Source organism: Mesorhizobium sp. LSHC420B00, from assembly GCF_000503055.1.
Lineage (GTDB): Bacteria > Pseudomonadota > Alphaproteobacteria > Rhizobiales > Rhizobiaceae > Mesorhizobium.
Genome location: NZ_AYVY01000005.1, coordinates 118,090 through 140,874 on the forward strand (window position 1 = coordinate 118,090; position 22,785 = coordinate 140,874).

The following is a 22,785-nucleotide window of genomic DNA, read 5'->3' on the forward strand; positions in this document are numbered from 1 at the left end:
GGGCCTCAAGTTCTTGTTCAGGCCGCCAGCGCCGCCTCCGGCGGCACCTTGGCGCCGGTCATGAAGGCGACCGCGTCGGACATCGTATACTGCTTCGGATCGATGACGCACAGGCGACGGCCGAGCCGATGAATGTGAATGCGGTCCGCCACCTCGAAGACATGCGGCATATTGTGTGAAATCAGCACGATCGGCAGGCCTCGGCGTTTGACGTCGAGTATCAGTTCGAGCACGCGGCGGCTCTCCTTGACGCCGAGCGCGGCCGTCGGCTCATCCATGATGACCATCTTCGAGCCGAAGGCCGCGGCGCGCGCCACCGCCACGCCCTGGCGTTGACCGCCGGAGAGAGTTTCCACCGCCTGGCTGATGTTCTGGATGGTCATCAGGCCAAGTTCGGTCAGCTTGTCGCGGGCGCGCTTTTCCATCGCCGGACGGTCGAGCATGCGCAGCCAGCTGCCAAGAAAGCCCGGCTTGCGGATCTCGCGGCCGAGAAACATGTTGTCGGCGATGGACAGCGCCGGCGACAGCGCCAGGTTCTGGTAGACGGTCTCGATGCCGGCTTCGCGGGCCTCCATCGGCGATTTGAATGCAATAGGCTTGCCTTCAAGCCGGATCTCGCCTTCGTCGGGCACGACCGCGCCGGAAATCGCCTTGATAAGCGACGACTTGCCGGCGCCGTTGTCGCCGATGACAGCAAGGATTTCGCCCGGATAGAGATCGAAATCGGCATTGTCGAGGGCGGTGACGCGACCGTAGCGTTTGACCAGGCTGCGGGCGGTAAGGATCGGTTCCTGAGTCTGGTTCATGCCGAGATCTTCCTGATCCACTGGTCGATACCAACAGCGATGATGATAAGGGCGCCGACAGACAATTGCGTCCATTGGGGATCTGTCCCCCAAAGCCTGAGGCCGAGCGCGAACACCCCGACGATCAGCGCACCGAAGATGGTCCCGAGGATGGAACCTCGGCCGCCGAACAGTGATGTGCCGCCAATCACCACGGCGGTAATCGAATTGATGTTCTCGAACTGCCCGGCCTGCGGCGAGACCGATCCGATGCGTCCGATCAAGGCCCAGCCGGCGATGGCACAAATGATGCCGGTCAGGGTATAGACCGTGACCAGCATCCGGCTGACGCGCACCCCCGACAGTTCCGCGGCTTCCGGGTCGTCGCCGACTGCGTAGACATGCCGGCCCCATGCGGTGTGATTGAGCACGTACCAGGCAATTGCCCCCATGATCAGCACCAACAGCACGCCATAGGTGAAGACTGCGCCGCCGATCCTGAACGAGCCGCCGAAAAACTGCAGCAGCGGTGCCGTCGCCTCGAGATCCTGGCTGCGGATGGTCTCGTTGCCGGAATAGATGAAGTTGATGGCAGCGTAGATCGACCAGGTGCCGAGCGTCACGATGAAGGGCGGCAGTTTCACCCAGGCGATGAGAATGCCGTTGATCAAGCCGCAAATCGCGCCGACAAGCAGCCCGATGGCAACGGCGACCGGCGCTGGAACACCGTAATGCATGGCAAACTGGCCCATAACAACCGAGCTCAGCACCATGATGGCGCCGACTGACAGGTCGATGCCGGCGGTGAGCACCACCAGTGTCTGCGCGATGCCGACCATGCCGGTTATCGCCACCTGCTGGAGGATCAGGGTGAGGGTGAAGGGAGAAAAGAAGCGTCCGCCGACGACGACTGCGAACAGAACCACCGAGATGAGCAGGATGATCAGCGGCACCATGGCCGGGCTTTTATGCAAGCGGTGCTGGATGCTCTCCAACGTCGAGCGGGAATGCGTCTCGAATGATGCGACGCTGGCGTCGCTAGCGGCCAGGACCGTCTCGAATTCCTGCGGTCCCTTGCTCCTGGTTGTTTCGACGCTCAAGTCGGCCTCCCCGCCTGTGATGTGGAGCGGCCGAAACCGCTCCACATTCCCTATTGTTCTTTTGAAGTTGAGCCGATCAGGGGATCAAATCAACCCCAGCACTTGCTGAGGCCTTGCTTCGTGTCGATGGATTCGATGCCGGCGGCAGGCTTGTCGGTGATCAGCGTGACGCCGGTGTTGTAGAAGTTCAGACCGGGCGACGGCTCAGGCTTCTTGCCGGTGTCGGCAAAGGTCTTGATCGCCTCGATGCCGAGCGAGGCCATGAGCAATGGGTATTGCTGTGAAGTGGCGCCGATCACGCCCTCGGCAACGTTCTTGACACCGGGGCAGCCGCCATCGACCGAGACAATCAGGACGTCCTTCTCCTTGCCGACGGCTTTCAGCGCCTGGTAGGCGCCCGCGGCCGCAGGTTCGTTGATGGTGTAGACGACGTTGATATCCGGATCCTTCTGCAGGCAATTCTCCATGGCAGTATGCCCGCCATCCTCATTGCCGCTCGACAGATCGTGACAGACGTTGCGTGCGTCGGTTTCGTCGCCGATCTTCTTGGGATCGCCGAGGTCGATGCCGAAGCCCTTCATGAAGCCTTGATCACGCTGGACGTCGACGGAGGGCTGGCTGGCGATCAGATCCATGTAGGCAATGTGCGCATCCTTGGCCTTGTCGCCCAAGGTAGCCTTTGCCCAGGAGCCGATAAGCTCGCCGGCCTTGAAATTGTCGGTCGCAAACGTCGCATCCGCGGCATCGGCAGGCTCGAGCTGCGTGTCGAGAGCGATCACCAGCACCCCTGCATCGCGCGCCTTCTTCACCGCCGGCACGATGGCCGCAGTGTCGGTGGCGGTGATCAAAATGCCCTTGGCGCCGTCGGCGATGCAGGATTCGATCGCCGCAACCTGGCCCTCATTGTCACCTTCCGCCTTGCCGGCATAGGCTTTCAGATCGACACCGATTTCCTTGGCTTTCGCGGCGGCACCTTCCTTCATCTTCACGAAGAAGGGATTGGTGTCGGTCTTGGTGATCAAGCAGGCGCCGACCCCGGCGGCCGATGCCGTCGACGCAAACGCCATCAGGCTCAGTCCGGCCGCGGCAAACACGGTGGATTTCAACAGTTTTGACGTGGTCACGATTTTCCTCCCATTGAACCATTTAGGATGCCGGCCAACCGGCATCTGCAGCGCGTCCGACGAAATCTCCCAGTGTCGACGCCGATCTCAAGAGACACCAGTCCGCCAGCACTGTCAATAATTAAATCACTCTTATTTATTATTGACAACGCAGGATTGTTCACTCACTCTAGACCAAAAGCATTGAGGGGAAACGACGGGAGGAACAGGGGTGGAGACCGGCATTACAAGGCACGGCTCGCCCGATGCGGCCGAAAGCCGCCTGCACCGCGGCACCAATCAAAGCGGCATGCGGGACCACAATGAGCGGCTGGTGCTGTCGCTGGTGCGCCAGCACGGCAGCCTGGCCAAATCCGACATCGCACGCATGACTGGCCTCTCGGCGCAGACAGTATCAGTCATCATGCGCGAGCTGGAGGAGGACGATCTGCTCGTTCGCCAGGCGCCGTTGCGCGGCAAGATTGGCCAGCCCTCGATACCCATGGCGCTCAATCCCGACGGCGCCTATTTCATCGGCCTGAAGATCGGCCGGCGCAGCGCCGAGCTCGTGCTGATCGATTTCCTCGGCAATGTGCGCTCGATGCTGCAGCATTCGTACCGCTATCCGGCGCCGCGCGAGACGGTGGAATTCGTTACGAGCGGCATGAAGAAGATGCGCGGCGAGCTCACTCCTGCGCAGGACAAGCGCATCGCCGGACTTGGCATCGCCATGCCGTTCGAATTGTGGAACTGGGCCGATACCGCCGGCGCGCCGCGTGAAATCATGGACGAATGGCGCCATCGCGACATCCGCGCCGACATCCAGGCACAATGCGAATTTCCGGTCTACCTGCAAAACGATGCCACCTCGGCCTGCGGCGCCGAGCTCGTGTTCGGCCAGGCGGCGGGTGCGGCACGCGATTTCGTCTATTTCTATATCGGCGCCTTTGCCGGCGGCGGCATCGTGCTGAACGGCCGGCTGTTTGGCGGCCCAACCGGCAATGCCGGCGCGCTGGGCTCGATGCCGGTGCCTGGGCCGGACGGCAAGCCGACGCAGTTGATCGACGTGGCGTCGATCGCCATGCTGGAAAAGGCGCTCAACGCGCGCGGCGTCGAAGCCTCGCATCTGTGGACATCACCGGGGGACTGGGGCGAGATCGGCGCCGAGCTTGACGACTGGATCGCCAGCGCCTCGCACGCGCTCGCCTATGCCATCGTTGCGGCGTCGTCCGTCATCGATTTCGAAGCCGCGGTGATCGACGGATGGATGCCGCTCGCCGTGCGCAGGCGGCTTGTCGATGCCGTCATCCAGGCCATCGGCAGGATCGACGGCGAAGGCCTGAGGCTGCCGGCCGTCCGCGAGGGAACAGTCGGCATCCATGCGCGGGCGCTGGGTGGCGCCAGCCTGCCGCTGTCTGAGCGCTTCCTCATCGGCTCGACCACGATTTCCCGGAGCTTCTGAGCATGCTGATCGGTATCCCGGCGCTGCTCGGCCCGGAGCTTCTAGCGATGTTGCGCGCCATGGGCCATGGCGACGAGATCGCGCTGGTCGACGGCAACTACCCGGCCGAACAGCAGGCACAGCGGCTGATCCGCGCCGACGGTCATCATCTCGTCCCGGTGCTGGATGCCGTATTGAGCGTGTTGCCTGTCGACGACGCCGTGCCGCAGGCGCTGTTTCGCGCCTCGGCTAAAGGCGATCCCCTGCTCGCCGATCCGGTTCATCATGAGATTGAAGCGATCTGCGCCAGGCATGCGCCGGGCCGCAAGGTGGTTGCGCTTGCCGGCGCCGACTTCTATGCACGGGTCAAGGCCGCGCACGCGATCGTCGCGACGAGCGAGCCGCGGCTTTACGCCAACATCATCATTCGCAAGGGCGTGATCTATCCGCCGGAAAGCAAGACTTCATGATCCTCTGCTGCGGCGAAGCCCTGATCGACATGCTGCCGCGCACCACGACGGAGGGCGAAGCGGCCTTTGCCCCCTATGTCGGCGGTGCCGTCTTCAACTCGGCCATTGCGCTCGGCCGACTCGGCGCGCCGGCCGGCTTCTTCTCCGGCCTGTCGTCGGATCTGTTCGGCGGGCAGTTCAGGGAGGCGCTGGGGGCCAGCAAGGTCAGTTCCACCTATGCGCACACCTCACCGCGGCCGACCACGCTCGCCTTCGTGCGGCTCACCAACGGCCAGGCGACCTATACATTCTATGACGAGAACACCGCCGGGCGCATGCTGACCATCGAGGACCTGCCGGAGCTCGGCAGCGAGATCGAGGCCATGCTGTTCGGCGCCATCAGCCTGATCTCGGAACCGGCCGGATCGGCCTATGAGGAGTTCATGCGACGTGAGCATGAGCGCCGCGTGATGATGCTCGACCCCAACATCCGGCCAAACTTCATTCCCGACAAGGCCAGGCATCTCAGGCGCATCCGCAACATGATGGCGATGGCCGACATCGTGAAACTGTCGGACGAGGATTTGAACTGGTTCGACGAAGCCGGCTCGCATGAGGACGTCGTCCGCAACTGGCTGGACCGCGGCCCGAAGCTGATCGTCGTCACCCACGGCAGCGCGGGCGCGGTTGGTTACAGCAGCCAGCACCGGGTCACGGTCGTGCCGGACAAGGTCGAGGTGGTCGATACGGTCGGCGCCGGCGACACGTTCAATGCCGGCATCCTTGCCTCCTTGCACGAGCAGGGCCTGCTGTCGAAGACGGCAATCGCCGGCCTGCCGAAAGAAGCCATCCATAAGGCGCTGACGCTCGGCGCCAAGGCTGCGGCGGTGACGGTCTCGCGGGCCGGCGCCAATCCGCCATGGCGGCATGAACTCGCCTGACCGGCTGGCAACCGCCTCACGGACTGCCTGCCGGCGATCACTTTATGTTTCGCCTAACCTGGCGGGCGGGATGCGCAGCCCATATCAAGCATGCCGAAGTCCGGATTTTCCCGCGTTTAAGAGGGCAGATCGGAAACCAGAGGTAACAGGCTGCGACACTTGAGCAATTCAGGGCTTTGCCCTGCGGCTTTCTCGGCCGTGCCAAGTCTGCTACCAGCGGCCGGTTATCTGGCTAAAACCGTTTGAGGCCGACATGCAGTTCATCGATCTTGGCGCACAGCGCGAACGCATCCGCGACAGGCTGAAGGCGGCAATCGACCGCGTCGTCGACGAAGGTCGTTATATTCTTGGACCGCAGGTCACCGAATTCGAAAACAAGCTCGCCGCCTATATCGGCACCAAGCACGTGGTCGCTTGCGCCAACGGCACCGACGCGCTGCTGTTGCCGCTGTTTGCCGCCGGCATCGGCCCGGGCGACGCGGTATTCGTGCCGAGCTTCACCTTCGCCGCCACGGCCGAAGTGGTGGCGCTGACCAAGGCCGAGCCGGTGTTCGTCGATGTCGATGCTGACAGCTACAATATCGACATCGCCAGCCTCGAGGCGGCAATCGCCATGATCAAGGCGGAGGGGCGGCTGAGGCCGAAGGCAATCATTCCCGTCGACCTGTTCGGCCTCGCCGCCGATTACGAAGCAATCATGGCCATCGCCAATCGCGAAGGCCTGATGGTCATCGAGGATGCGGCGCAGGCGACCGGCGGCTCGGCTGACGGCAAGATGTGCGGCTCGTTCGGCACCGTCGGCTCGACCAGCTTCTATCCGGCAAAACCGCTCGGCTGCTACGGCGACGGCGGTGCGATGTTCACCAATGACGATGCGCTGGCCGAACAGCTGCGCTCGTTCGCCTTTCACGGCAAGGGCGAAACGCAATACGACAATGTCCGCGTCGGCATCAATTCACGGCTCGATACACTGCAGGCGGCGATCCTAATCGAGAAGCTGGCCATCCTCGAGGACGAGATGGTGGCGCGGCAAGCGGTCGCTAATCGCTATGCCGAAGGTCTCGGCGATATAGTCAAGACGGCGCGCAATCTGGGCGGCGGCCGCTCGGCCTGGGCGCAATACGCCATCGAAACGCCGAAGCGCGACGGGCTCAAGGCACATCTCGGTGAAAAGGGCATTCCGTCGGTCATCTACTATGTGAAACCGCTGCACAGCCAGATTGCCTATCGCGATTATCCGCGCACGCCGACCGGCCTTGCCGTTTCGGAAGAGCTGCCGAAGCGCATCCTGTGCCTGCCGATGCATCCCTATCTGAGCGAGGCCGACCAGGACCGGATCATCGAAACGATCCGTAACTATATCGGCTCGAATTCGGCGCACGTGGCGGCGGCATAATTCGAAAGTTGCGGAACATGGTCGCGGATTACATCGACGAGTTCATCATGTTCTGCGCCGGGTTGTGGATGGCTGGCATCGGCTTCGGATTTCTCGCGGACCCGTTCCAAGCTCGCCCCGGCCAGCAAGCATGGTGGACCAACTTTGGAACCCATTTTAAATGGATGGGGCCGCTGTTGATCCTCATCGCGATAGTGCTCGCGTTCGCGGCACCTTCCTAGATGCGCTCGCGCCAGCAACAGGCTCGCCATTGACGGCATCGCTGATCAACAACGGACCGTTCACCTCAAACTGGGCCGTCGGTACCGATTTCGGGATGCTTTGCTCTGCGCCGAAGCATAGTCTGCACCTGTCTTCCCTCTAGGCTGGCTATTTCATGAAGAAGATTGGTTTCCTCTCGTTCGGGCACTGGACGCCCTCGCCGCAATCGCAGACGCGGACGGCATCCGATGCGCTTTTGCATTCCGTCGAGCTGGCCGTCGCCGCCGAGGAGCTGGGTGCGGACGGCGCGTATTTCCGCGTGCATCACTTCGCCCGCCAGCTCGCCTCGCCCTTCCCGCTGCTGGCAGCGGTTGGGGCGAAGACCAGCCGAATCGAGATCGGCACGGCGGTGATCGACATGCGTTACGAGAACCCGCTCTACATGGCCGAGGACGCCGGCGCCGCCGATCTGATCGCCGGAGGGCGTCTGCAGCTAGGCATCAGCCGCGGCTCGCCGGAGCAGGTGATCGACGGATGGCGCTACTTCGGCTACGCCCCGCAAGAGGGCGAGAGCGATGCCGACATGGCCCGCAGACACACCGGAGTGCTGCTCGAAGTGTTGCTGGGCAAAGGCTTTGCCCAGCCCAACCCGCGGCCGATGTTTCCCAACCCGCCTGGCCTGCTTCGCGTCGAGCCACACTCGGAGGGCCTGCGCGAGCGCATCTGGTGGGGCGCCGCCACAAACGCCACCGCAGAATGGGCGGCGAAACTTGGGATGAACCTGCAGAGCTCCACGCTCAAATTCGATGAAGGCGGAAAGCCGTTTCACATCCAGCAAGCCGAACAGATCAAGGCTTTTCGCGAAGCCTGGAAGGCGGCCGGCCACACGCGCGAGCCGCGGGTGTCGGTGAGCCGCAGCATTTTTGCGCTGGTCGACGATCGCGACCGCGCGTATTTCGGCGGCAACCAGGGCGGAGATCAGTTCGGCTACATCGAGGCAGACAGGCTTGCCGTGTTCGGCCGCTCCTATGCCGCCGAGCCAGACGTCCTGATCGAGCAGCTAAAGGGCGACGAAGCCATCGCTGAGGCCGATACGCTGCTGCTTACAGTCCCCAACCAGCTCGGTGTCGACTATAATGTCCATGCCATCGAGGCGATCCTGACCCACGTCGCCCCAGGCTTGGGCTGGCGCTGACGCGACTTTGTTGGAAAAGCCACGGCGGTCAATACGATGCTCGCGTTCTAGCGGTCTCACGGCTGCTTCCCGTCGGCTCGTTTCAGCATCGCAAATGCGCGACTGATCCGTTGCAGGGCCGTCGCGTTGGCCAGCACTGCGTACAACGCGAACCCGCCTGCCAGAATCCAGGGCGAAGCCGCGCCCATGGCAGTCGCGACTCCGTCGGCGGCGAGCAGCACGCAAATGAACACCAGACGTTCCATCCGCTCGAAGAAATCCGGCCAACCATGGTTTTCCACAGGGATTTCCAGCGCCGTCCGCGCCTTGGCATAACTGGTGAGAATCCCGCCGGCGAACGCGAACATTGCGATCGCCCACAGATCGGCGACCCAGCCTATTGCCGCAAAGACGGCCAATTCCTGATAACGGTCGACGATAGCGTCGAAATAGCCACCGGCCTTGGTGCTCATATTTGTCCGGCGGGCGACCGCACCGTCCAGCGCGTCGAAGCTGAAGGCAAACGCCAGGCACAAGCCAAAGGCAAGACTTGAATGGTGATACGCGTAGGCGGCCGAAGACAAAGCCACGAGCACGAGCCCGCTGGCCGTAACCTGGTTCGGCGTCATGCCGATCCCGATCAGCGGAGAGGCGGCCTGCTCCCATAGCGGGTCGATGCGACTTTTCATGAGACCGGCGATCATGGCGGCTCCTCTGATGATGTCGTTTGACGGAGCTTTACCAGCAATTTGCGGGTTTGTTCCACCATCGCCACCGTTTCAGTTGGCCAATGCGGGCCGAGACCGGGCTCAGGAACGTTCTCAACTCGCCGCAAAAGCGATCTCGTTTGGCGAATGTGGCCGGCGGATTAAGATGCTCGCCAAGCTGACGGCGAAACAGAACTTCCGGTCGCAGCGACAGCTGCCCGACAGCATTTCACGGTTTGGGCGATGCCTTTTGACGGGTGTGCAAATCGAGCGGCGGTCTGGCGGCAACACCCGAACGATGTGACTATGATTGCTTGCGACCCGTCGGAAGCCGGCCGAAACTCGATGCATAAATTTCTACCCAAGTTCGCCTACCTGCTCGCGACCTCTGTCGGCGTGGGATTATCTCCAACATGGCCGGGCACGGCCGGCGCAATGGTTGGAGTGGCTGTTGCCGCGGCTCTGATACCCGCATCACCTTGGCTGACGGTGCTTGCCTATGCGGCCCTGTTCGCCGTCGGCGTATGGGCGTCATCGCATGTTATCTCCCATACCGGGACGGAGGACCCGCAGATCGTCGTCATCGATGAGACCTTCGGCGCCGCCGTGACACTTTCCATGCTGCCACTCGACCCACTCTGGTGGGCAACAGGCTTCCTTGCTTTCCGGTTTTTCGACGTCGTCAAGCCTTGGCCCATCCGTATCATGCATGACAAGGTAAGGGGTGGGGCCGGCATCATGCTGGACGATGCTGCCGCGGCTGTCGTCGCTGGGGCGTTGCTGCTCCTGCTGAACGAGTTGATTGATCATTTGCCGTAACGGCGACATTCGGCCTCCAATGCCAAAGGCCAGCACGATGGTCCATGCGAGTTTAGCGACACAAGGGGAGGACCGAAGCGGTTGGCGCGGCCCTACTCGGTGACAACGAGTAGGAAGAGGCATGACGAGACGGGCAAACGGCTGAACATCGCCGGCATTCCCGGCGACGACATCGGCAAGGAAGTCGTGCCGGAAGACCGGAGGCATCCGCCGCTCACTGATGATGTTCGCACGCCTGCGTGCGGAAACCCAAGCCGTCAAGTATTTCGATCAGCATCTGTACAGGATCAGGCACACTGTGCGTTGACCGCCACGCGACAAACCCGTCCGGCCTGACCAAGGCGGCACCGCCGCTTTCAACCCCGAGCGCGGAAGGCCACCGATGGTCCAAATCAATCAGACCCCCATTGGCAAAGGCGTGGCAGGTCAGCGGCATGCGGAGGCGCTGGCTTACGGCGTCAGCGGCCTGACACCATGCGTCGTCGGCGCAGAGGAGAAGAAGGTCGCGATCGCACAAATCGAGACTCGAAATCCGCTGGCCGGCACGCCCGACCGCGAAATGCGGTAAACGCGTGCCAGGGCGGCCCGACAACTCCGTGGATTTTTGGAATGGGTGATCGTCCCGCGTGGCTTCCTGAGCCACGACACCTGCAGCGTAGCGTTGGCCAAATACCACGTCGTAATCCTCGACCATCGCGACTGGGGGAGGCAATCGCTTCGACGGATCGTCGAACCATTTCTGAAGGCGGGCGAGCGCTTGCGCCAACGTAGCCTCGATGACCGGCCGGCGCTCCATGTCATAGCTATCCAGCAAAGAGGGACCGGCATGCCCGCGTGTTACCATCGCAAGCTTCCAGGCAAGGTTATGGGCGTCGTGGATACCTGAATTGCCACCGAAAGCGCCTGTTGGGGGCATCAAATGTGCCGCATCCCCCACAAGAAACGCGCGGCCTCGGCGGAATTGGCGCGCTGTCATCGCGGCCACTTCCCAGGAGCGCGCATCGACAAGCCTAGTCGTGATATCCGACCGGCCCGCACCTCGTATGATCAGTTCCCTGCACCTGGCTTCATCAAAATCCTGGGGTTTCTCGCCCTTTTCGGGAAAGTACTGGAGCGCCAGAAGCCATCGTCCACCCTCCCTGGGCGTGAAGGTCCCGTTGAGGTCCGTCACGAAGCACGACGTGAAACGCTTGCCGCCGATCGTCGGAGGCATGTCCGTGTCAAAGACGACATTTATCCAGTGCTGAAGGCCGCCTGCCCCGCTGCGGCTGATCTCCAGCCTCTCTCGCATCGAGCCGTTCGCACCGTCCGCGACGATCAGATAGTCGGCCGAGATGGCGTCCTTTGCGCCGGTCGCGATATCGCGAATTTCCGCGCGGACGACATTCTCATCCTGTTCGAAAGCCACCAGTTCCGTGCTGAAACGTATGTCTGCACCGTTCCGCTCGGCGTAGCGGCGCAGAATCGGTTCCAGGACGTGCTGATCACACGTCGCCGGTTGCGTGGGGCTGAGGGCACTTGCATCCGGCCACGCCGGTCCGCCCCATTGAATCTCGGGATCGGTGAGATTCCTGGCGCGCGCAATAGCGCCTGCCTGCTGGTCCCCCGTACGATTTGCACGAATCTCCTCCTCGAGGCCGAGGCTTCGAAAGATCTCCATGCTGCGCGGGGAAATGCCGGCAAATTTGTACTGGATTGACGTGTCGGGATGGCGCTCGACGAGGACGCACGGAATGTCGTTGTGAGCCAAAGGGCGGCCGCCGTCAGACCGTTCAGGCCGCCCCCGACGACGAGAACCGTGGTGTTGGTCATCTCGGATCTCCTCTCATTGCTTTGATCACCAAACATTTTGATTGATCAAATCATATGATTGGTCCAAATATGTGTCAAGACACGAAAGAGCGTGGAATGGGACCGGGCCAAGATCGCTTGCAGCACGCCACCGAGGCCTGGCGCCTGATGTTTGATTTCCTGATGCGGTCCGCGCCGGACCGGTTGGCGATCCAGCAGAAATTGGGTCTGACGCCCAACGACTCGCGCGCCCTCTTCACCCTCGACAAAGATGCGGGCAAGCCGATCGGCGCATTGGCCGCTCAATGGCACTGCGACCCTTCGACGGCGACCTGGCTGGTCGACCGGTTGGAGCAGGCGGGGCTCGCCGAACGGGTTCCGTCGCCAAGCGATCGCCGTGTCAAACGTGTCAAGCTTACGGCCAAGGGTGTTGCAACCATTGAGGAATTGACAAGGGAATATCACAAACCCCCTGCGGAGATGCTTGCGCTTACACGCGCGGACCTGGATCAGCTGATCGGCCTGGTCAGAAAGTTACAGGCTGGCAAGTCCGTGGGTTGATTACATCCCGCGCGGCGTTGCTGCTGCTAAAAGAAGATCATTTGGACGTCCCAATGGCTATCAGTCTGGTTGTGCCTCGATCTTAAGCATCACACCTCTTCCAGTCTGCGCACGCGAGCTTTGACCCCATTGCCAATGGCATCTGCGACTTGCGAAGGGAAACCCTTTGGGAGCGATGCACAAACCAGTTCGATTGCCGCTAGCGCCCGTTGGCGCAGCTCGTCAAAGATCGCTGTGACGGGTTTTGGACCAATTCCTGCCTTGGCGGCGGTCTGGATGAAATGGCGCGGCATGACGCTATCGATAAGGTAGTGGCGTGCGTCGCCTATAGCCATCGCCAACTTCATTTTGTTGCGCCTGATCTGTCCCGCATCAAGGCTGGTCTGCGCTGAGATCACATCATATAACGGCGTCATGCGGAACCGGCCGCCGGGAGAAAGAAAGACGCTAAAATTCTTGGCATGTCCATCTGTGGCGCCGAGCAGCCAAAAGGCGACCACGGCCTTCAGAACCGCAGCTTGATCTAGCTCCGGTTGGTCGCTTCCCTTCATCAGACCAAGGATAGCCGGAACCCCAGGCCCGCCATCGGATTCGTATTTCAGCGACGGAGGCACAGACAGAGCCTGGCAGCAGTCTTCCTGGGGCAAGCGCAGGAGACGGTTGTCACTCGTCCATCGGCGATCGAAACGTTCGACTACGAGCACGCGATTGCCTTCGAATTCCTCGATTGCGGCGACGGCGCACGGGAGTCCCAGGGCGGCTGTCATCTTGAGGCAGAAAAATTCGTTTTCAACACTGAAGGAAAGGTCGATGCCATTTGGCAAGCGTCCAATCTGTGGCTTGAGGATGTGCGTTGTAGCAGTCGTCGCCAGCGGCTTGTACCAACGTCCTTTCCAGAACAAGAGCGCAGTCTTTTCCTGAGCGCCAGCGATCGAGATCCGGAAATCTTCATCCTCGCCCAGCCCGAGGGGGGCCGATGCCAGATCGCGGACGAGACGAGCAATTTCGATATCGTCAACGGGTTTGCCGTCGACAATACCGGCGGGGCCCGGCTCGACATCATCCGGCAGGAATTGCAGTGCGCCGACACAATCCCGTCCGACAGCGGCAAGCAAGTCGTAGGCGTCTATCCCTCGGGCATGAACACGCTCAGCCATACGGCGGCGAATCGGGATGCTGTCGGGCAGGAGATTGTCGAACACGGCAATGACGGGTGCACCGATATAGCGATCTTCACGTAGGGGCAGAGATAGCGAGACTGGTAGCGCATGCTCCCAGGCAAGCCAGGACGGATCATACTGAAAATCGATCGCGCCGCTGGATTGTCTATTCAGCCGCCCGACGAGACGGCTGTTCAAGAAGACGTTGAGCGGGAGGTGCCGCCGCGGACGAGCCATCAAAAGACGTCCTCGATCTCGGTCGACTTTGCTCTGGTCCGAGAGCGGACAACCAATTCAAGGTCGAGCGCTGCGAGAATGTCGCAAAGCGTTCCGAGCTGTGTCCCGGGCGCTCCATTCTCGACGGCCGAGATGGTCGCTTGGCGTAGCATCGTGTGCTCCCCGACAGTGGCCTGGTTCAGGCCGAGCTTGCGGCGCCGCCGGCGGATGGCATCTCCGAGTTGCTTAGGCGTTCGGGCGATTTGGTCCACAGCGTACCTCTCCAGCTATGAGATATACGCTCAGAAGATAGATTTCAATATGCGCTAGAGCGAATAAATTGGAAGATGCGCTCCACCGTATAACCCGCCTCCCTCCCGCGTGGCCCTCACAGCCATGCCTCGATTTTCAGCTAGGCTGCTGGCCGCCGGCCAAAGCAATGCGAGAATCCATGCGGGAAGTCCTCCGAACGCCTCTCCATTACGCGCAATGCTCGAGGCAAAATTAGGCCTATTGGGTCGGCAGTGGATCGATTGTTCACACAGATCGTGCGGCACTCACCCAATCGAGGCGTGCGGCAGGTACAAGGCCGTAATTGTAGAAATTGATGCCATCGACGCCCGCCGCCAGCGCCGGTTTCACTTTGGCGGCGAGAATGTCCGGGCCTGCCATTTCCGGATGGAACAGCCGGTAACCGGTCCCAAGGAATTTCTCTGCTCCGAGCGTGGCACGGCCAGTGGCCATCAGATCTGCGACATCGCTGGCCTGCATATCGTAGGCGCACAGGATCGCGCCGTCGCAAGCCTGGCCGAGAGCCGCCAGATCGCAGCCGCCCAACCAGCCGTCCTTCAGGTCAATGATGAGGACACGTGTGCCCGGATCGGCAACGTCGCGCAGCTCGGCAACCAAGCTGGTCACCGGCTCGAACCGCCACAGCAGAAAGTCGTATAATTCTGGCCAGGGCTGGAAGGTATCGAAGCTACCGTTCGGAAAGTCCGGAAAACGCGGTGCCGGAACGGCACGATCACAGGTCTCGACGATCCACCCTCTGACCAGTTTGCGCGCCGCCTCGCCGTCAATGCCGGCACAAGCGGCGCGGGCGAGGCAGGACGGGCAAAAGCACAGCGACAGAAGGAAGTCATCTTCCGCGGTCAGCCCGACACCGTCTTTCTCGTGATGATATTCGTGGGCGAAGCTCATGAATGACGGGCTTTCGAGCTCGATTCTGTCCGGCTTGTAGGTGTGCGTAACGTCGGCGACCAGCGCGCGAACATAGGCGCGCGCATCCGGATGCGAGGGACAAAGGTTGTAATAATTGGGATCGCCGAAGGCATTTCGGGTAACCACCTGCGGATAAAGCATGCCGGCGCGGGTGTTGTGCAGGCACACCGTCCAGCACGAAACACCGAGCCCATTGGCGTCTCGTCTGCGGACGAGCTCGCCAAGCACGTCGCCTCCCTGCGAGATCACGTCCGCCACCTTGGGCTGAATTGCGAGGTCGGCCCATCGCGCGGCGGTTGGCTTGAAGTAGATCGTGCCGTCCTCCGGGAAATAGGCTTTGCGGCGCGGGCTGCGCGGCTGAAGGAAGCGTCCCGCATGATACGAGGCAGCAAGGCTGATCATGTTGAGTCCCGCGCGTTCGACCAGATCGCGTTCGACCATCTCGAAACCGAGATCCTGGACATCCCAGGGGTAGGTCCACATGGAAAGCTGCATAAGATATCCTCAGTTCTCCAGAGTGGCGCAGCAGCTAGACGCCGTGCGTTTTCCCTTTAGGTTTCTACGGGTTCGGCGACTTGCATGAGGCAGTCTCCTGCCTCGCACATTGTATGCAGCCGCCGCGAAAGCACGATGCCGTTTTCGGCAAAATGCAAGGCTTCCTCGGCAAGATCGAGCCTTTCGAGATCGTGATACCAGCCAGCCAATTGTCCGGCGTTCACGCTGTCGCCAACCCTCACGGCGGGTTCAAACCAGCCGCGGCGGGCGGCGTAGAGGCCTTGGCTATGCCGCGAAAGCGAAAGCAGTCGCGTCGGCATCGAATGCATTGACTCCGCGCCAACAACTGGCCCGTCGACCAGGCCTAGTGCAATCAGCAGATTGTCGATCGCGCGAGCGGTGATCGCCATCGTGTCGACCGTGGCGGTGCCGCCGCCCCCGAACTCACCGCTGACGCCGATGGCGCCGGCACGGCGCGCTGCACCCATGGAGGTCGGCGAGGCCTGGCCATTGTCGGCCACGAACCCATAGGGCATGCAGAGCGCCCGCATCAGCTCCACCCCGCGCCTGTGGCGCTCGGGATCGGCATTGCGCTCGACGAGTGCAGTCGGCAGATGTTCCATCGAAGTGCCCCCCGAATGGATGTCGAAGACGATGTCGTGTCGGGGGAACAGGTCTGTCTCGAGAAAGTTGGCGAGCCGGCTTGTCGGCGTGCCCGACGGATCTCCGGGAAAGGCGCGATTGAGATTGCCGCCATCGAGCGGCGAGCAGCGTTTGGCGGCCATCACCGCCGGCACATTGGCCATCGGCAGGATGGTGACGCGGCCCCTGACTCGCGCTGGATCGAGCCGGCGGACCAGCTTTGCCAAGCACAGCTCGCCTTCATATTCATCGCCGTGATTACCGGCCATAAGAAGCAGCGACGGACCCTCACCATTGCGCATGAGGCAGATCGGGACCTTGATTTGGAAATATGGCGAACGGTCTATCGAGAACGGGATGCTCAGATGGCTGAGCGTCTTGCCGTCCCGATCGAAATCGAGCGAATGGCTGATGCCGGTGTGCATGGCGGCGGTTCACACAGCCGCGACGGCGGTGACCTCAATGCGGAGGTCAGGATCAGCGAGACGCGCCTCGACGCAGGCACGCGCCGGCAGACGGGCGGAATCCACCCAGGCATCGTAGATACTGTTCATTGCGTCGAAATCGCCAATCTGCGGCAGGAAGATGTTGACCGCCACGAGCTTCGACTTGCTGCTGCCGGCCTCGACCAGGAGCGCCTCGATCTTGGAGAGTACCTCGCTCGTCTGACCCTCGATGCCGGCCTTGCGATCGTCTGCGACCTGGCCCGCTATGTGCACGAGGCCGCCATAGACGACCGCCTGCGACATGCGGGAGCCGGATTGGAAGTACTTGATCATATCGGATCCTTTCGTTCTTTTTTTGGAAAGCGCGACGATGGTCAGCCGAAATAGGTGGGAAAGGCGTGGCTGACATACCCGGCCGCGTCGACGCCAAAGATCACGCGATAGCGATCAAGGCAGGTGCAGGGATGGGAGATGCCGAATTCAACGGTGTCGCCGACGGCAATGTCGTCGCCCGACGCAATTGTCAGGAAGGCGTGCTGGTCGTTGAGCTTGAAGACCTCGGCACGCGCTATCGGCAGCTGCTTGCCGGCACGAAAGATGGTCAGGACCATTGGAAAGCCCTGGTCGAACGACACGTCGCGCATGCCCATGCCGCAGATCGCAAGGCCGGGCTCCGGCCGCGACAGTACCTCGGCCCATAGGCGCAAAGCCGGACGGAACGAATTTCGTGCGGACGCATTGAAGCCGCCGACTGCAAAACCCTCGCGGGCGTCGAGTGTGCCGAGCGAGCGGTCGTAGACGCCATGGTCGTGGAAGAAGATGGCGCCGCTGCGCAGCACCAGCGTCGCGCTGCTGTCCCTAGAAACGAGAGGCGAAAGCGCTGCGACCACTTTGTCGAAGTAGACCGAGCCGTCTGCCGTGACAATCAGCGGGGTGTCGCCGCCGACGCGGGCGCGGAGCCGCAGGAACATGTCGGCTGTCATTGTCAGCAGGGCGGATATCGCCTCATCGGTGCGGTCAGGATCGGGCTGCGCCGCGGCACCTTCATAGGTTGCGACGCCGGCGATCAGCAGCCGGCCGCCGGCTGCTACAATCGCGTCGGCAATCGCCTCGGCTTCGCCGGTGGTCCGGGCGCCTGCCCTGCCCGCACCAAGTTCGACGAGCACGCGCAATGGCGGCAGCCTCGCATTGGCCCGCCAGGCTTCGGCAAGCGCATTCACGGCGGCGATCGAGTCGGCGAAAACGTAGAACTCAGCGCTTGGCCAGGCGCTGACAAGAACCGCAAGCCGGTTCGCACCACCTGGTCCGCCGACCTCATTGGCGATGATCAGCCGACAGAGTCCGGCTCTGAGCATCACCGTGGCCTGCCTTATGTCGGCGACGGTCGTGCCCCATGCTCCGGCCTCGATCAGGGACCGGGCAAGATCAGGCGCCATCGGGGTCTTGGCATGCGGGGCGATCACGGCGCCCTGCTCTCGCGCATAGCGCAGGAACAGGTCACGATTGGCGATGAAGGCCCCCTCGTCGACGGTCAACACCGGCAACGACATACGCCCATCCGCTGGATGCCAGCGCTCAGATGCGACAAGGCTGCTGTCCAAGCCGAGGGTGCCAGGCGGCACGCCGCGGATACGGTCATCGAGCAGGAAATTTTCTCGGGTCGCCAGCAACAGTACGGGTGAGCTTTCGGTCATCCGATGCTAGTCCTTCCTTTACAGGATGAAGTCCGGATCGATTTCCGATTCCGGCCACACCATGAGAGAGATGCGTGCCAACACCTTACCGCGGACCGATCATCGATGCCCACCATCACCTTTGGGATCTCGGCCTCAGCCGGCACCCCTGGCTCGCCACAACGGCTGGCGAACGCGGCGGTCTGGGGGAGCTTGGCCGCTTGCGGCGAAACTACCTTCCTGAAGATTATTTGCGCGACGCCGGCCGGCACAATGTCGTCGCAACCGTCCATGTCGAAGCCGGCTGGACCGGGGATGAATGCGTCGGCGAAACGCGGTGGCTTGAAACGCTCGACAAGTCGCGCGGCGTGGCCGCCCGTTATGTTGTTCACATACCGCTGGCGAGCCGCCAAGCGCCGGCGCTGGTCGAGGCGCAGGCGGCATTCGACCGTGTCGTCGGTGTGCGCGACATACTGAGCTGGGATCCGGATCCTGCCCGCCGTTTTGCTGCCCGTGACGGCATCATGGACGATCAGGCCTGGCGTGCCGGCCTGTCCCTGCTTGGGCGCCACCGGCTGGTTTTCGACCTGATGGTGTTTCCGCGCCAGCTCCCCGGTGCGGCGCGCCTCGCAGCGGCCTTTCCGGACCAACTCTTTGTTCTCAACCACTGCGGCAGCCCGATCGATCGCGATGCAGACGGCATGCGGGTGTGGCGCGAAGGGCTGCGGCTTTTGTCGGAGTGCGACAACGCTGCCATCAAGATATCGGATCTGGTCGCCTACGATCATGATTGGACACTCGACAGCCTGAAGCCGGTTGTCATGCATTGCATCGACTGTTTCGGTACGCAGCGAGCGATGTTCGGCAGTGACTTCCCAGTCGCCGGCCTGCATGCGTCATTCGATGCAGTATATGACAGCTTCAAAGCCATTGCAGGAGAGCTTTCCGCGGACGAGCAAACGGCGCTGTTCTTCGGCAACGCAAGGCGTATCTACCGGCTGCACGATATTTCATCGGCGGGCCTGCTCCCTGCCTGAGAGAAGCAGCAGCCCCAGAATCAGCGACCCGAACAGGATACTGCGCCAGCCGGGCGATGCGTTGACGACGGTGATCAGCGCCGTGATCGTGACCAGCAGGATCGCGCCGGGGATAGTACCGGCATAGGTGCCGAGCCCGCCCAGTATCGAGGTGCCGCCGAGCACCACGGCGGCAATCGACGCGAGGAGATAGGGATCTCCGATCCCGACATAGCCTTGGCCGTTCATGCCGAGGACCAACACACCGGCAAGTCCCGAACAGAAGCCGCTGATGCCGTAGACGGCGAGCGTGGTCGAGGCGACGGAAACTCCGGACAGCGCCGCGGCAAGCGGATTGGCGCCCATCGCGAAAATCCGGGCGCCGAGGGATGTCGCATGCATCGTGGTCAGAACGATCACGGAAATGACCACCCACAAAAGCACGCCTGCCGGAATACCGGCTGGCCGCGCATTGCCGAGCCAGCTGACCAGCGGGTTCTCGGCGGTCACGGCGCTGCCGCCGGCGATGATGATCAGGAGGCCCTGCAGGAATGTCGCCATCGCCAGTGTCATGATCATTGGATGAACGCGCAACAGCGCCACGCCCAGCCCGTTTACGAGACCTATCGCGGTCGTCAACGCAAGTACTGCAAGAACGGCTGTGAGCCCGGTCGGATCCGCCTGCAATGAGAGCAGCGGGAGGCTGACGGCACTGACCGTGACGATCGCCGCGACGGAAAGGTCAATGCCGCCGGCAATCACCACGAAGGTCTGGCCCGCCGCGACCAGGCCGATCACCGCGCCCAACTCGACCAAATAGCGCAAATGACCATAAGCGCCGAAGCCACGTGAAGCGAAGCTCGCCGCGATCCACACCGCGGCAACGATAGCGACCGTGAGGAAGGGCCGGCTGCGCAGGATCGTCAACGCCCGCCCGCCGCGCGCGCTCTCTTTCCGTGCTGTCATTGCTGCACCTTGCGGAATTGCGGGATGGCGACCGCCCCGATGATGATGAGGCCTTGGGCGACATACTGAGCAACTGGCGTGAAGCCGAGGAAGAACATGACACTGATCATCAGGCTGAGCAGCAGGCTGCCGGCAAGCGCGCCGCGCATCGTGCCCTGGCCGCCGAGGAAGCCGATTCCGCCGAGCACCGCGGCGGCAATGGAATTCAGCGTGAAGGCTGTGCCTATGACCGGGTCGCCCGAACCCGTTTGCGCGGCGACGAACAGGCCGGCGCCTGTGCAAAGCAGACCGCTGATCGCATAGGCCGCGATCCGCGCGCCGTCGACCGGCACGCCGGAGCGATAGGCGCCGACCGGATTCTCACCGGCGGCATAGAGGCTCAACCCAAGCGGGGTGGCGAGATAGAGTTTCCACAAAAGCACGACGAGCACCAGCAACACGAATGCCGCCGGCGTGTTGCCGGCAAGCAGGTCCGACAGCCACTCCGGAATGGCGCCGCCCGGCCTCGGCAGGATGAGCAACGCAGCACCGCCGATGATGAAGGAGCCGGCGAGCGTCACCACGATGGCCGGCAACCGAAGTTTCACGACGATGAACCCCGTCGCGGCACCGATGCCGATACCGGTCAGCGCCACCACGGCGGTGCCGCCGGCTACGCCCAGCGGCCCGATCATCGTCGTCGCGGCGATTACCGCGCCGAGACTGACCATTGCGCCGATTGCCAAGCTGATGCCGCCGGTGAGCATGAGGATCGCCTGGGCCATCGCGACCAGCGCCAGCGGAAACCAGCTCTGGGTGAATTTGGCGAAGCCGGACGCCGTCAAGAGGCCGGGGAACAACACGCCGTAGGCAACGAGGAACGCCAGAACCACGGCAAACAGGCTGCGCACGCCAACATTTCGGCGCAGCTGAACTCGCCAGTAGAGGGCGCCGGCTTGGCTTGAGGATACAACCGTGCTCATGCCGCAACTTTCTGCTGTTCGGCGCCCATTGCGGCGGAGACGATGACTTCCTCGCTCAGTGCCTCGCGCTCGAGCATGGCCTTGATGCGACCTTCTCGGACCACGGCGACGCGGTCGCAAAGGTGCACCAGTTCGGGTGTGTCGGAACTGAGCAGGACGATCGCCTTGCCGGCGGCAGCGAGATTGCGAAGCATCATGTAGATCTCACGCTTGGTCTCGACATCGACGCCGCGCGTCGGATCGTTGAGGAGAAGCACAAGCGGATCGTGTGGCATCCATTTCGCCAGCGCGACTTTCTGCTGGTTGCCACCTGAGAGTGCCTGCGCCGGGCGATCGAGGTCGCCCTTGATGGCAAGCTGGGCGGCGAGTCCCCTCGCCAAATCGCGCTCGGCACGCCGGCTGCGCAGCTTCAACGCCGGCAGCCTTGCGAAGGCTGGTAGCATCATGTTGGTGATGATGGGATGGATCAAGTGCAGGCCTTCGCGCTTGCGGTCGGCCGGGACATAGGCGAGGCCGAGCGCATTGGCTTTCGGCACGCCGCCCGGCAGACCCGAAGCAGCGTTTACGGTCGCGGATGCCGACCTAGCCGGGATCGCGCCGTAGAGGCCAAGCAGCAGATCTTCCTGCCCCTGCCCGACCAGGCCGCCGATCCCAAGCACCTCGCCTGTCCTGATGTCGAGATCGACGTCGCGCATCAGGCCGGCCGAAAAATTACGAACCGAGATGGCGTTGGCTGGCGATGGCGAAGGCTGCCATCGTGGAAAGAGATCGCCGGGGTCGCGGCCGACCATCAGCCGCACCAGCCCGGCGGCATCAGTTTCTTCCAGCGAGCGGTCCGCCGTGCAGGCGCCGTCCTTCAGTACGGTGACATGCTGGCACAGTGTCATCACTTCGTTCAGCCGGTGCGAGATGTAGAGAATGGCGATGCCCTCGGCCCGAAGCCTTTCCAGCAAGTCCGTGAGGGTTTTTGTCTCGGTTGCCGATAGCGATGAGGTGGGTTCGTCGAGAATGAGCACGCGCGGCCGCCGGTAGAGCGCCTTGGCGATCTCCACCATCTGACGCCGGCCGAGTGACAGATGCCCCACCGGCGTAGACAGCGGTTCGCGAAGGCCGACAAGATCACATGCGGCCCTGGCCCGTGCGGCAAGTTCCGTGTAATCGACCAAGCCGAATCTCTTGGGATAGGCGCCGAGCCCGATATTTTCGGCGATCGAGAGGCTGGCCGTCAGGCTGAGTTCCTGTTGGACAACGGCGATCCCGGCATGCCGCGCATGAGCGGGGCTCATGCGCGATACCGGGCGTCCATCAACCTCGATCGCCCCGCCGTCCGGGCGCAGGGCGCCGGACAAAAGGTTGATCAGCGTCGACTTCCCCGCGCCGTTCTCGCCGAGCAGCGCATGCACGCGGCCCGGCTGCAGAGCGATGGAAACGTTGCGCAGGACGGGGTTGCCGAAGAAGGACTTCGACACCCCCCGCGCGGCGAGAAGCGTAGCCGTGGTTGTCAATGTTGCAACCCTTCA

The 22,785-nt window shown here is 62.5% G+C and carries 23 protein-coding genes; 9 read left to right on the forward strand and 14 right to left on the reverse strand.

The window, feature by feature from the left end; genetic code table 11:
• Positions 1–17: 17 nt before the first annotated feature.
• The 3 genes from X760_RS50955 to X760_RS50965 form a co-directional block, all read right to left on the reverse strand.
• Positions 18–806 carry an ATP-binding cassette domain-containing protein gene (locus tag X760_RS50955; RefSeq protein WP_023718451.1) on the reverse strand — a complete coding sequence of 263 codons (789 nt, stop codon included), beginning with the start codon at positions 804–806 and terminating at the stop codon, positions 18–20.
• The gene (locus X760_RS50960) at positions 803–1,885 is read right to left on the reverse strand and encodes an ABC transporter permease (protein WP_023718452.1); all 1,083 of its coding nucleotides are present in this window, start codon (positions 1,883–1,885) and stop codon (positions 803–805) included. Before X760_RS50960 ends, X760_RS50955 begins: the two co-directional genes overlap by 4 nt.
• 89 nt (positions 1,886–1,974) lie before the next feature.
• The gene (locus X760_RS50965; RefSeq protein ID WP_023718453.1) at positions 1,975–2,991 is read right to left on the reverse strand and encodes a sugar ABC transporter substrate-binding protein; all 1,017 of its coding nucleotides are present in this window, start codon (positions 2,989–2,991) and stop codon (positions 1,975–1,977) included.
• Between the two features lie 229 nt (positions 2,992–3,220).
• Here X760_RS50965 and X760_RS50970 point away from each other — a divergent pair, with 229 nt between their 5' ends.
• From X760_RS50970 to X760_RS50995, 6 genes are all read left to right on the forward strand, one after another.
• On the forward strand, positions 3,221–4,450 hold the full coding sequence (locus X760_RS50970) for an ROK family transcriptional regulator (protein WP_023718454.1): 1,230 nt from the start codon (positions 3,221–3,223) through the stop codon (positions 4,448–4,450).
• Positions 4,451–4,452: 2 nt separating this feature from the next.
• The gene (locus X760_RS50975) at positions 4,453–4,899 is read left to right on the forward strand and encodes an RbsD/FucU domain-containing protein (RefSeq protein ID WP_023718455.1); all 447 of its coding nucleotides are present in this window, start codon (positions 4,453–4,455) and stop codon (positions 4,897–4,899) included.
• The gene (locus X760_RS50980) at positions 4,896–5,819 is read left to right on the forward strand and encodes a carbohydrate kinase (RefSeq protein WP_023718456.1); all 924 of its coding nucleotides are present in this window, start codon (positions 4,896–4,898) and stop codon (positions 5,817–5,819) included. Before X760_RS50975 ends, X760_RS50980 begins: the two co-directional genes overlap by 4 nt.
• 253 nt (positions 5,820–6,072) lie before the next feature.
• Positions 6,073–7,215: a DegT/DnrJ/EryC1/StrS aminotransferase family protein gene (locus X760_RS50985; RefSeq protein WP_023718457.1), complete on the forward strand. Its 1,143-nt coding sequence runs from the start codon at positions 6,073–6,075 to the stop codon at positions 7,213–7,215.
• Positions 7,216–7,232: 17 nt separating this feature from the next.
• Positions 7,233–7,436 carry a hypothetical protein gene (locus X760_RS50990; RefSeq protein WP_023718458.1) on the forward strand — a complete coding sequence of 68 codons (204 nt, stop codon included), beginning with the start codon at positions 7,233–7,235 and terminating at the stop codon, positions 7,434–7,436.
• A gap of 155 nt (positions 7,437–7,591) precedes the next feature.
• Positions 7,592–8,611 carry an LLM class flavin-dependent oxidoreductase gene (locus X760_RS50995; protein ID WP_023718459.1) on the forward strand — a complete coding sequence of 340 codons (1,020 nt, stop codon included), beginning with the start codon at positions 7,592–7,594 and terminating at the stop codon, positions 8,609–8,611.
• A gap of 56 nt (positions 8,612–8,667) precedes the next feature.
• On the opposite strand, the gene X760_RS73635 is transcribed toward X760_RS50995, so the two are convergent.
• Positions 8,668–9,294: a CDP-alcohol phosphatidyltransferase family protein gene (locus tag X760_RS73635; protein ID WP_051409644.1), complete on the reverse strand. Its 627-nt coding sequence runs from the start codon at positions 9,292–9,294 to the stop codon at positions 8,668–8,670.
• Positions 9,295–9,642: 348 nt separating this feature from the next.
• Between X760_RS73635 and X760_RS51000 the strand changes: the two genes are divergently transcribed.
• Complete coding sequence (locus tag X760_RS51000; protein ID WP_031193801.1) at positions 9,643–10,116, forward strand: phosphatidylglycerophosphatase A; 474 nt, start codon at positions 9,643–9,645, stop codon at positions 10,114–10,116.
• A gap of 214 nt (positions 10,117–10,330) precedes the next feature.
• Here X760_RS51000 and X760_RS51005 read toward each other — a convergent pair whose 3' ends face one another.
• Positions 10,331–11,866 carry an FAD-dependent monooxygenase gene (locus X760_RS51005; RefSeq protein WP_051409645.1) on the reverse strand — a complete coding sequence of 512 codons (1,536 nt, stop codon included), beginning with the start codon at positions 11,864–11,866 and terminating at the stop codon, positions 10,331–10,333.
• Positions 11,867–12,045: 179 nt separating this feature from the next.
• Here X760_RS51005 and X760_RS0137585 point away from each other — a divergent pair, with 179 nt between their 5' ends.
• On the forward strand, positions 12,046–12,468 hold the full coding sequence (locus X760_RS0137585) for a MarR family transcriptional regulator (RefSeq protein ID WP_245278554.1): 423 nt from the start codon (positions 12,046–12,048) through the stop codon (positions 12,466–12,468).
• A gap of 89 nt (positions 12,469–12,557) precedes the next feature.
• Here X760_RS0137585 and X760_RS51010 read toward each other — a convergent pair whose 3' ends face one another.
• The 6 genes from X760_RS51010 to X760_RS51035 all read right to left on the reverse strand — a co-directional run bounded on the left by X760_RS51010 (position 12,558) and on the right by X760_RS51035 (position 18,342).
• Positions 12,558–13,865 (reverse strand): type II toxin-antitoxin system HipA family toxin, encoded by a 1,308-nt coding sequence (locus X760_RS51010; RefSeq protein WP_023718463.1) that lies wholly within the window; start codon positions 13,863–13,865, stop codon positions 12,558–12,560.
• Positions 13,865–14,116: a helix-turn-helix domain-containing protein gene (locus X760_RS51015; protein WP_023718464.1), complete on the reverse strand. Its 252-nt coding sequence runs from the start codon at positions 14,114–14,116 to the stop codon at positions 13,865–13,867. The genes X760_RS51010 and X760_RS51015 overlap by 1 nt, the downstream gene beginning before the upstream one ends.
• A gap of 265 nt (positions 14,117–14,381) precedes the next feature.
• Positions 14,382–15,560, reverse strand: coding sequence for a hypothetical protein (locus X760_RS51020; protein WP_023718465.1), 1,179 nt, complete (start codon positions 15,558–15,560; stop codon positions 14,382–14,384).
• Between the two features lie 56 nt (positions 15,561–15,616).
• Complete coding sequence (locus X760_RS51025; protein WP_023718466.1) at positions 15,617–16,627, reverse strand: succinylglutamate desuccinylase/aspartoacylase family protein; 1,011 nt, start codon at positions 16,625–16,627, stop codon at positions 15,617–15,619.
• A 9-nt stretch (positions 16,628–16,636) separates the two neighbouring features.
• Positions 16,637–16,981, reverse strand: coding sequence for a RidA family protein (locus X760_RS51030; RefSeq protein ID WP_023718467.1), 345 nt, complete (start codon positions 16,979–16,981; stop codon positions 16,637–16,639).
• A 41-nt stretch (positions 16,982–17,022) separates the two neighbouring features.
• Complete coding sequence (locus X760_RS51035) at positions 17,023–18,342, reverse strand: alanine racemase (RefSeq protein WP_023718468.1); 1,320 nt, start codon at positions 18,340–18,342, stop codon at positions 17,023–17,025.
• A 74-nt stretch (positions 18,343–18,416) separates the two neighbouring features.
• Here X760_RS51035 and X760_RS51040 point away from each other — a divergent pair, with 74 nt between their 5' ends.
• The gene (locus X760_RS51040; RefSeq protein ID WP_023718469.1) at positions 18,417–19,358 is read left to right on the forward strand and encodes an amidohydrolase family protein; all 942 of its coding nucleotides are present in this window, start codon (positions 18,417–18,419) and stop codon (positions 19,356–19,358) included.
• Here X760_RS51040 and X760_RS51045 read toward each other — a convergent pair.
• Genes X760_RS51045 through X760_RS51055 form a run of 3 tightly spaced genes read right to left on the reverse strand, consistent with a single transcriptional unit; the run spans position 19,332 to position 22,770 of the window.
• Positions 19,332–20,303 (reverse strand): ABC transporter permease, encoded by a 972-nt coding sequence (locus tag X760_RS51045; RefSeq protein WP_156948048.1) that lies wholly within the window; start codon positions 20,301–20,303, stop codon positions 19,332–19,334. The genes X760_RS51040 and X760_RS51045 overlap by 27 nt on opposite strands.
• Positions 20,300–21,265 (reverse strand): ABC transporter permease, encoded by a 966-nt coding sequence (locus X760_RS51050; RefSeq protein WP_023718471.1) that lies wholly within the window; start codon positions 21,263–21,265, stop codon positions 20,300–20,302. The genes X760_RS51045 and X760_RS51050 overlap by 4 nt, the downstream gene beginning before the upstream one ends.
• Positions 21,262–22,770 (reverse strand): sugar ABC transporter ATP-binding protein, encoded by a 1,509-nt coding sequence (locus X760_RS51055; RefSeq protein ID WP_023718472.1) that lies wholly within the window; start codon positions 22,768–22,770, stop codon positions 21,262–21,264. The genes X760_RS51050 and X760_RS51055 overlap by 4 nt, the downstream gene beginning before the upstream one ends.
• Positions 22,771–22,785: the final 15 nt, after the last annotated feature.

Coding starts and splice junctions, on each gene's coding strand:
- X760_RS51050 (WP_023718471.1), bottom strand. CDS start 21,265: ATGAGCACGGTTGTATCCTCAAGCCAAGCCGGCGCCCTCTACTGGCGA.
- X760_RS51020 (WP_023718465.1), bottom strand. CDS start 15,560: ATGCAGCTTTCCATGTGGACCTACCCCTGGGATGTCCAGGATCTCGGT.
- X760_RS50955 (WP_023718451.1), bottom strand. CDS start 806: ATGAACCAGACTCAGGAACCGATCCTTACCGCCCGCAGCCTGGTCAAA.
- X760_RS73635 (WP_051409644.1), bottom strand. CDS start 9,294: ATGATCGCCGGTCTCATGAAAAGTCGCATCGACCCGCTATGGGAGCAG.
- X760_RS51045 (WP_156948048.1), bottom strand. CDS start 20,303: ATGACAGCACGGAAAGAGAGCGCGCGCGGCGGGCGGGCGTTGACGATC.
- X760_RS50990 (WP_023718458.1), top strand. CDS start 7,233: ATGGTCGCGGATTACATCGACGAGTTCATCATGTTCTGCGCCGGGTTG.
- X760_RS50985 (WP_023718457.1), top strand. CDS start 6,073: ATGCAGTTCATCGATCTTGGCGCACAGCGCGAACGCATCCGCGACAGG.
- X760_RS51030 (WP_023718467.1), bottom strand. CDS start 16,981: ATGATCAAGTACTTCCAATCCGGCTCCCGCATGTCGCAGGCGGTCGTC.
- X760_RS51000 (WP_031193801.1), top strand. CDS start 9,643: ATGCATAAATTTCTACCCAAGTTCGCCTACCTGCTCGCGACCTCTGTC.
- X760_RS50995 (WP_023718459.1), top strand. CDS start 7,592: ATGAAGAAGATTGGTTTCCTCTCGTTCGGGCACTGGACGCCCTCGCCG.
- X760_RS51025 (WP_023718466.1), bottom strand. CDS start 16,627: ATGCACACCGGCATCAGCCATTCGCTCGATTTCGATCGGGACGGCAAG.
- X760_RS50975 (WP_023718455.1), top strand. CDS start 4,453: ATGCTGATCGGTATCCCGGCGCTGCTCGGCCCGGAGCTTCTAGCGATG.
- X760_RS51010 (WP_023718463.1), bottom strand. CDS start 13,865: ATGGCTCGTCCGCGGCGGCACCTCCCGCTCAACGTCTTCTTGAACAGC.
- X760_RS50980 (WP_023718456.1), top strand. CDS start 4,896: ATGATCCTCTGCTGCGGCGAAGCCCTGATCGACATGCTGCCGCGCACC.
- X760_RS51035 (WP_023718468.1), bottom strand. CDS start 18,342: ATGACCGAAAGCTCACCCGTACTGTTGCTGGCGACCCGAGAAAATTTC.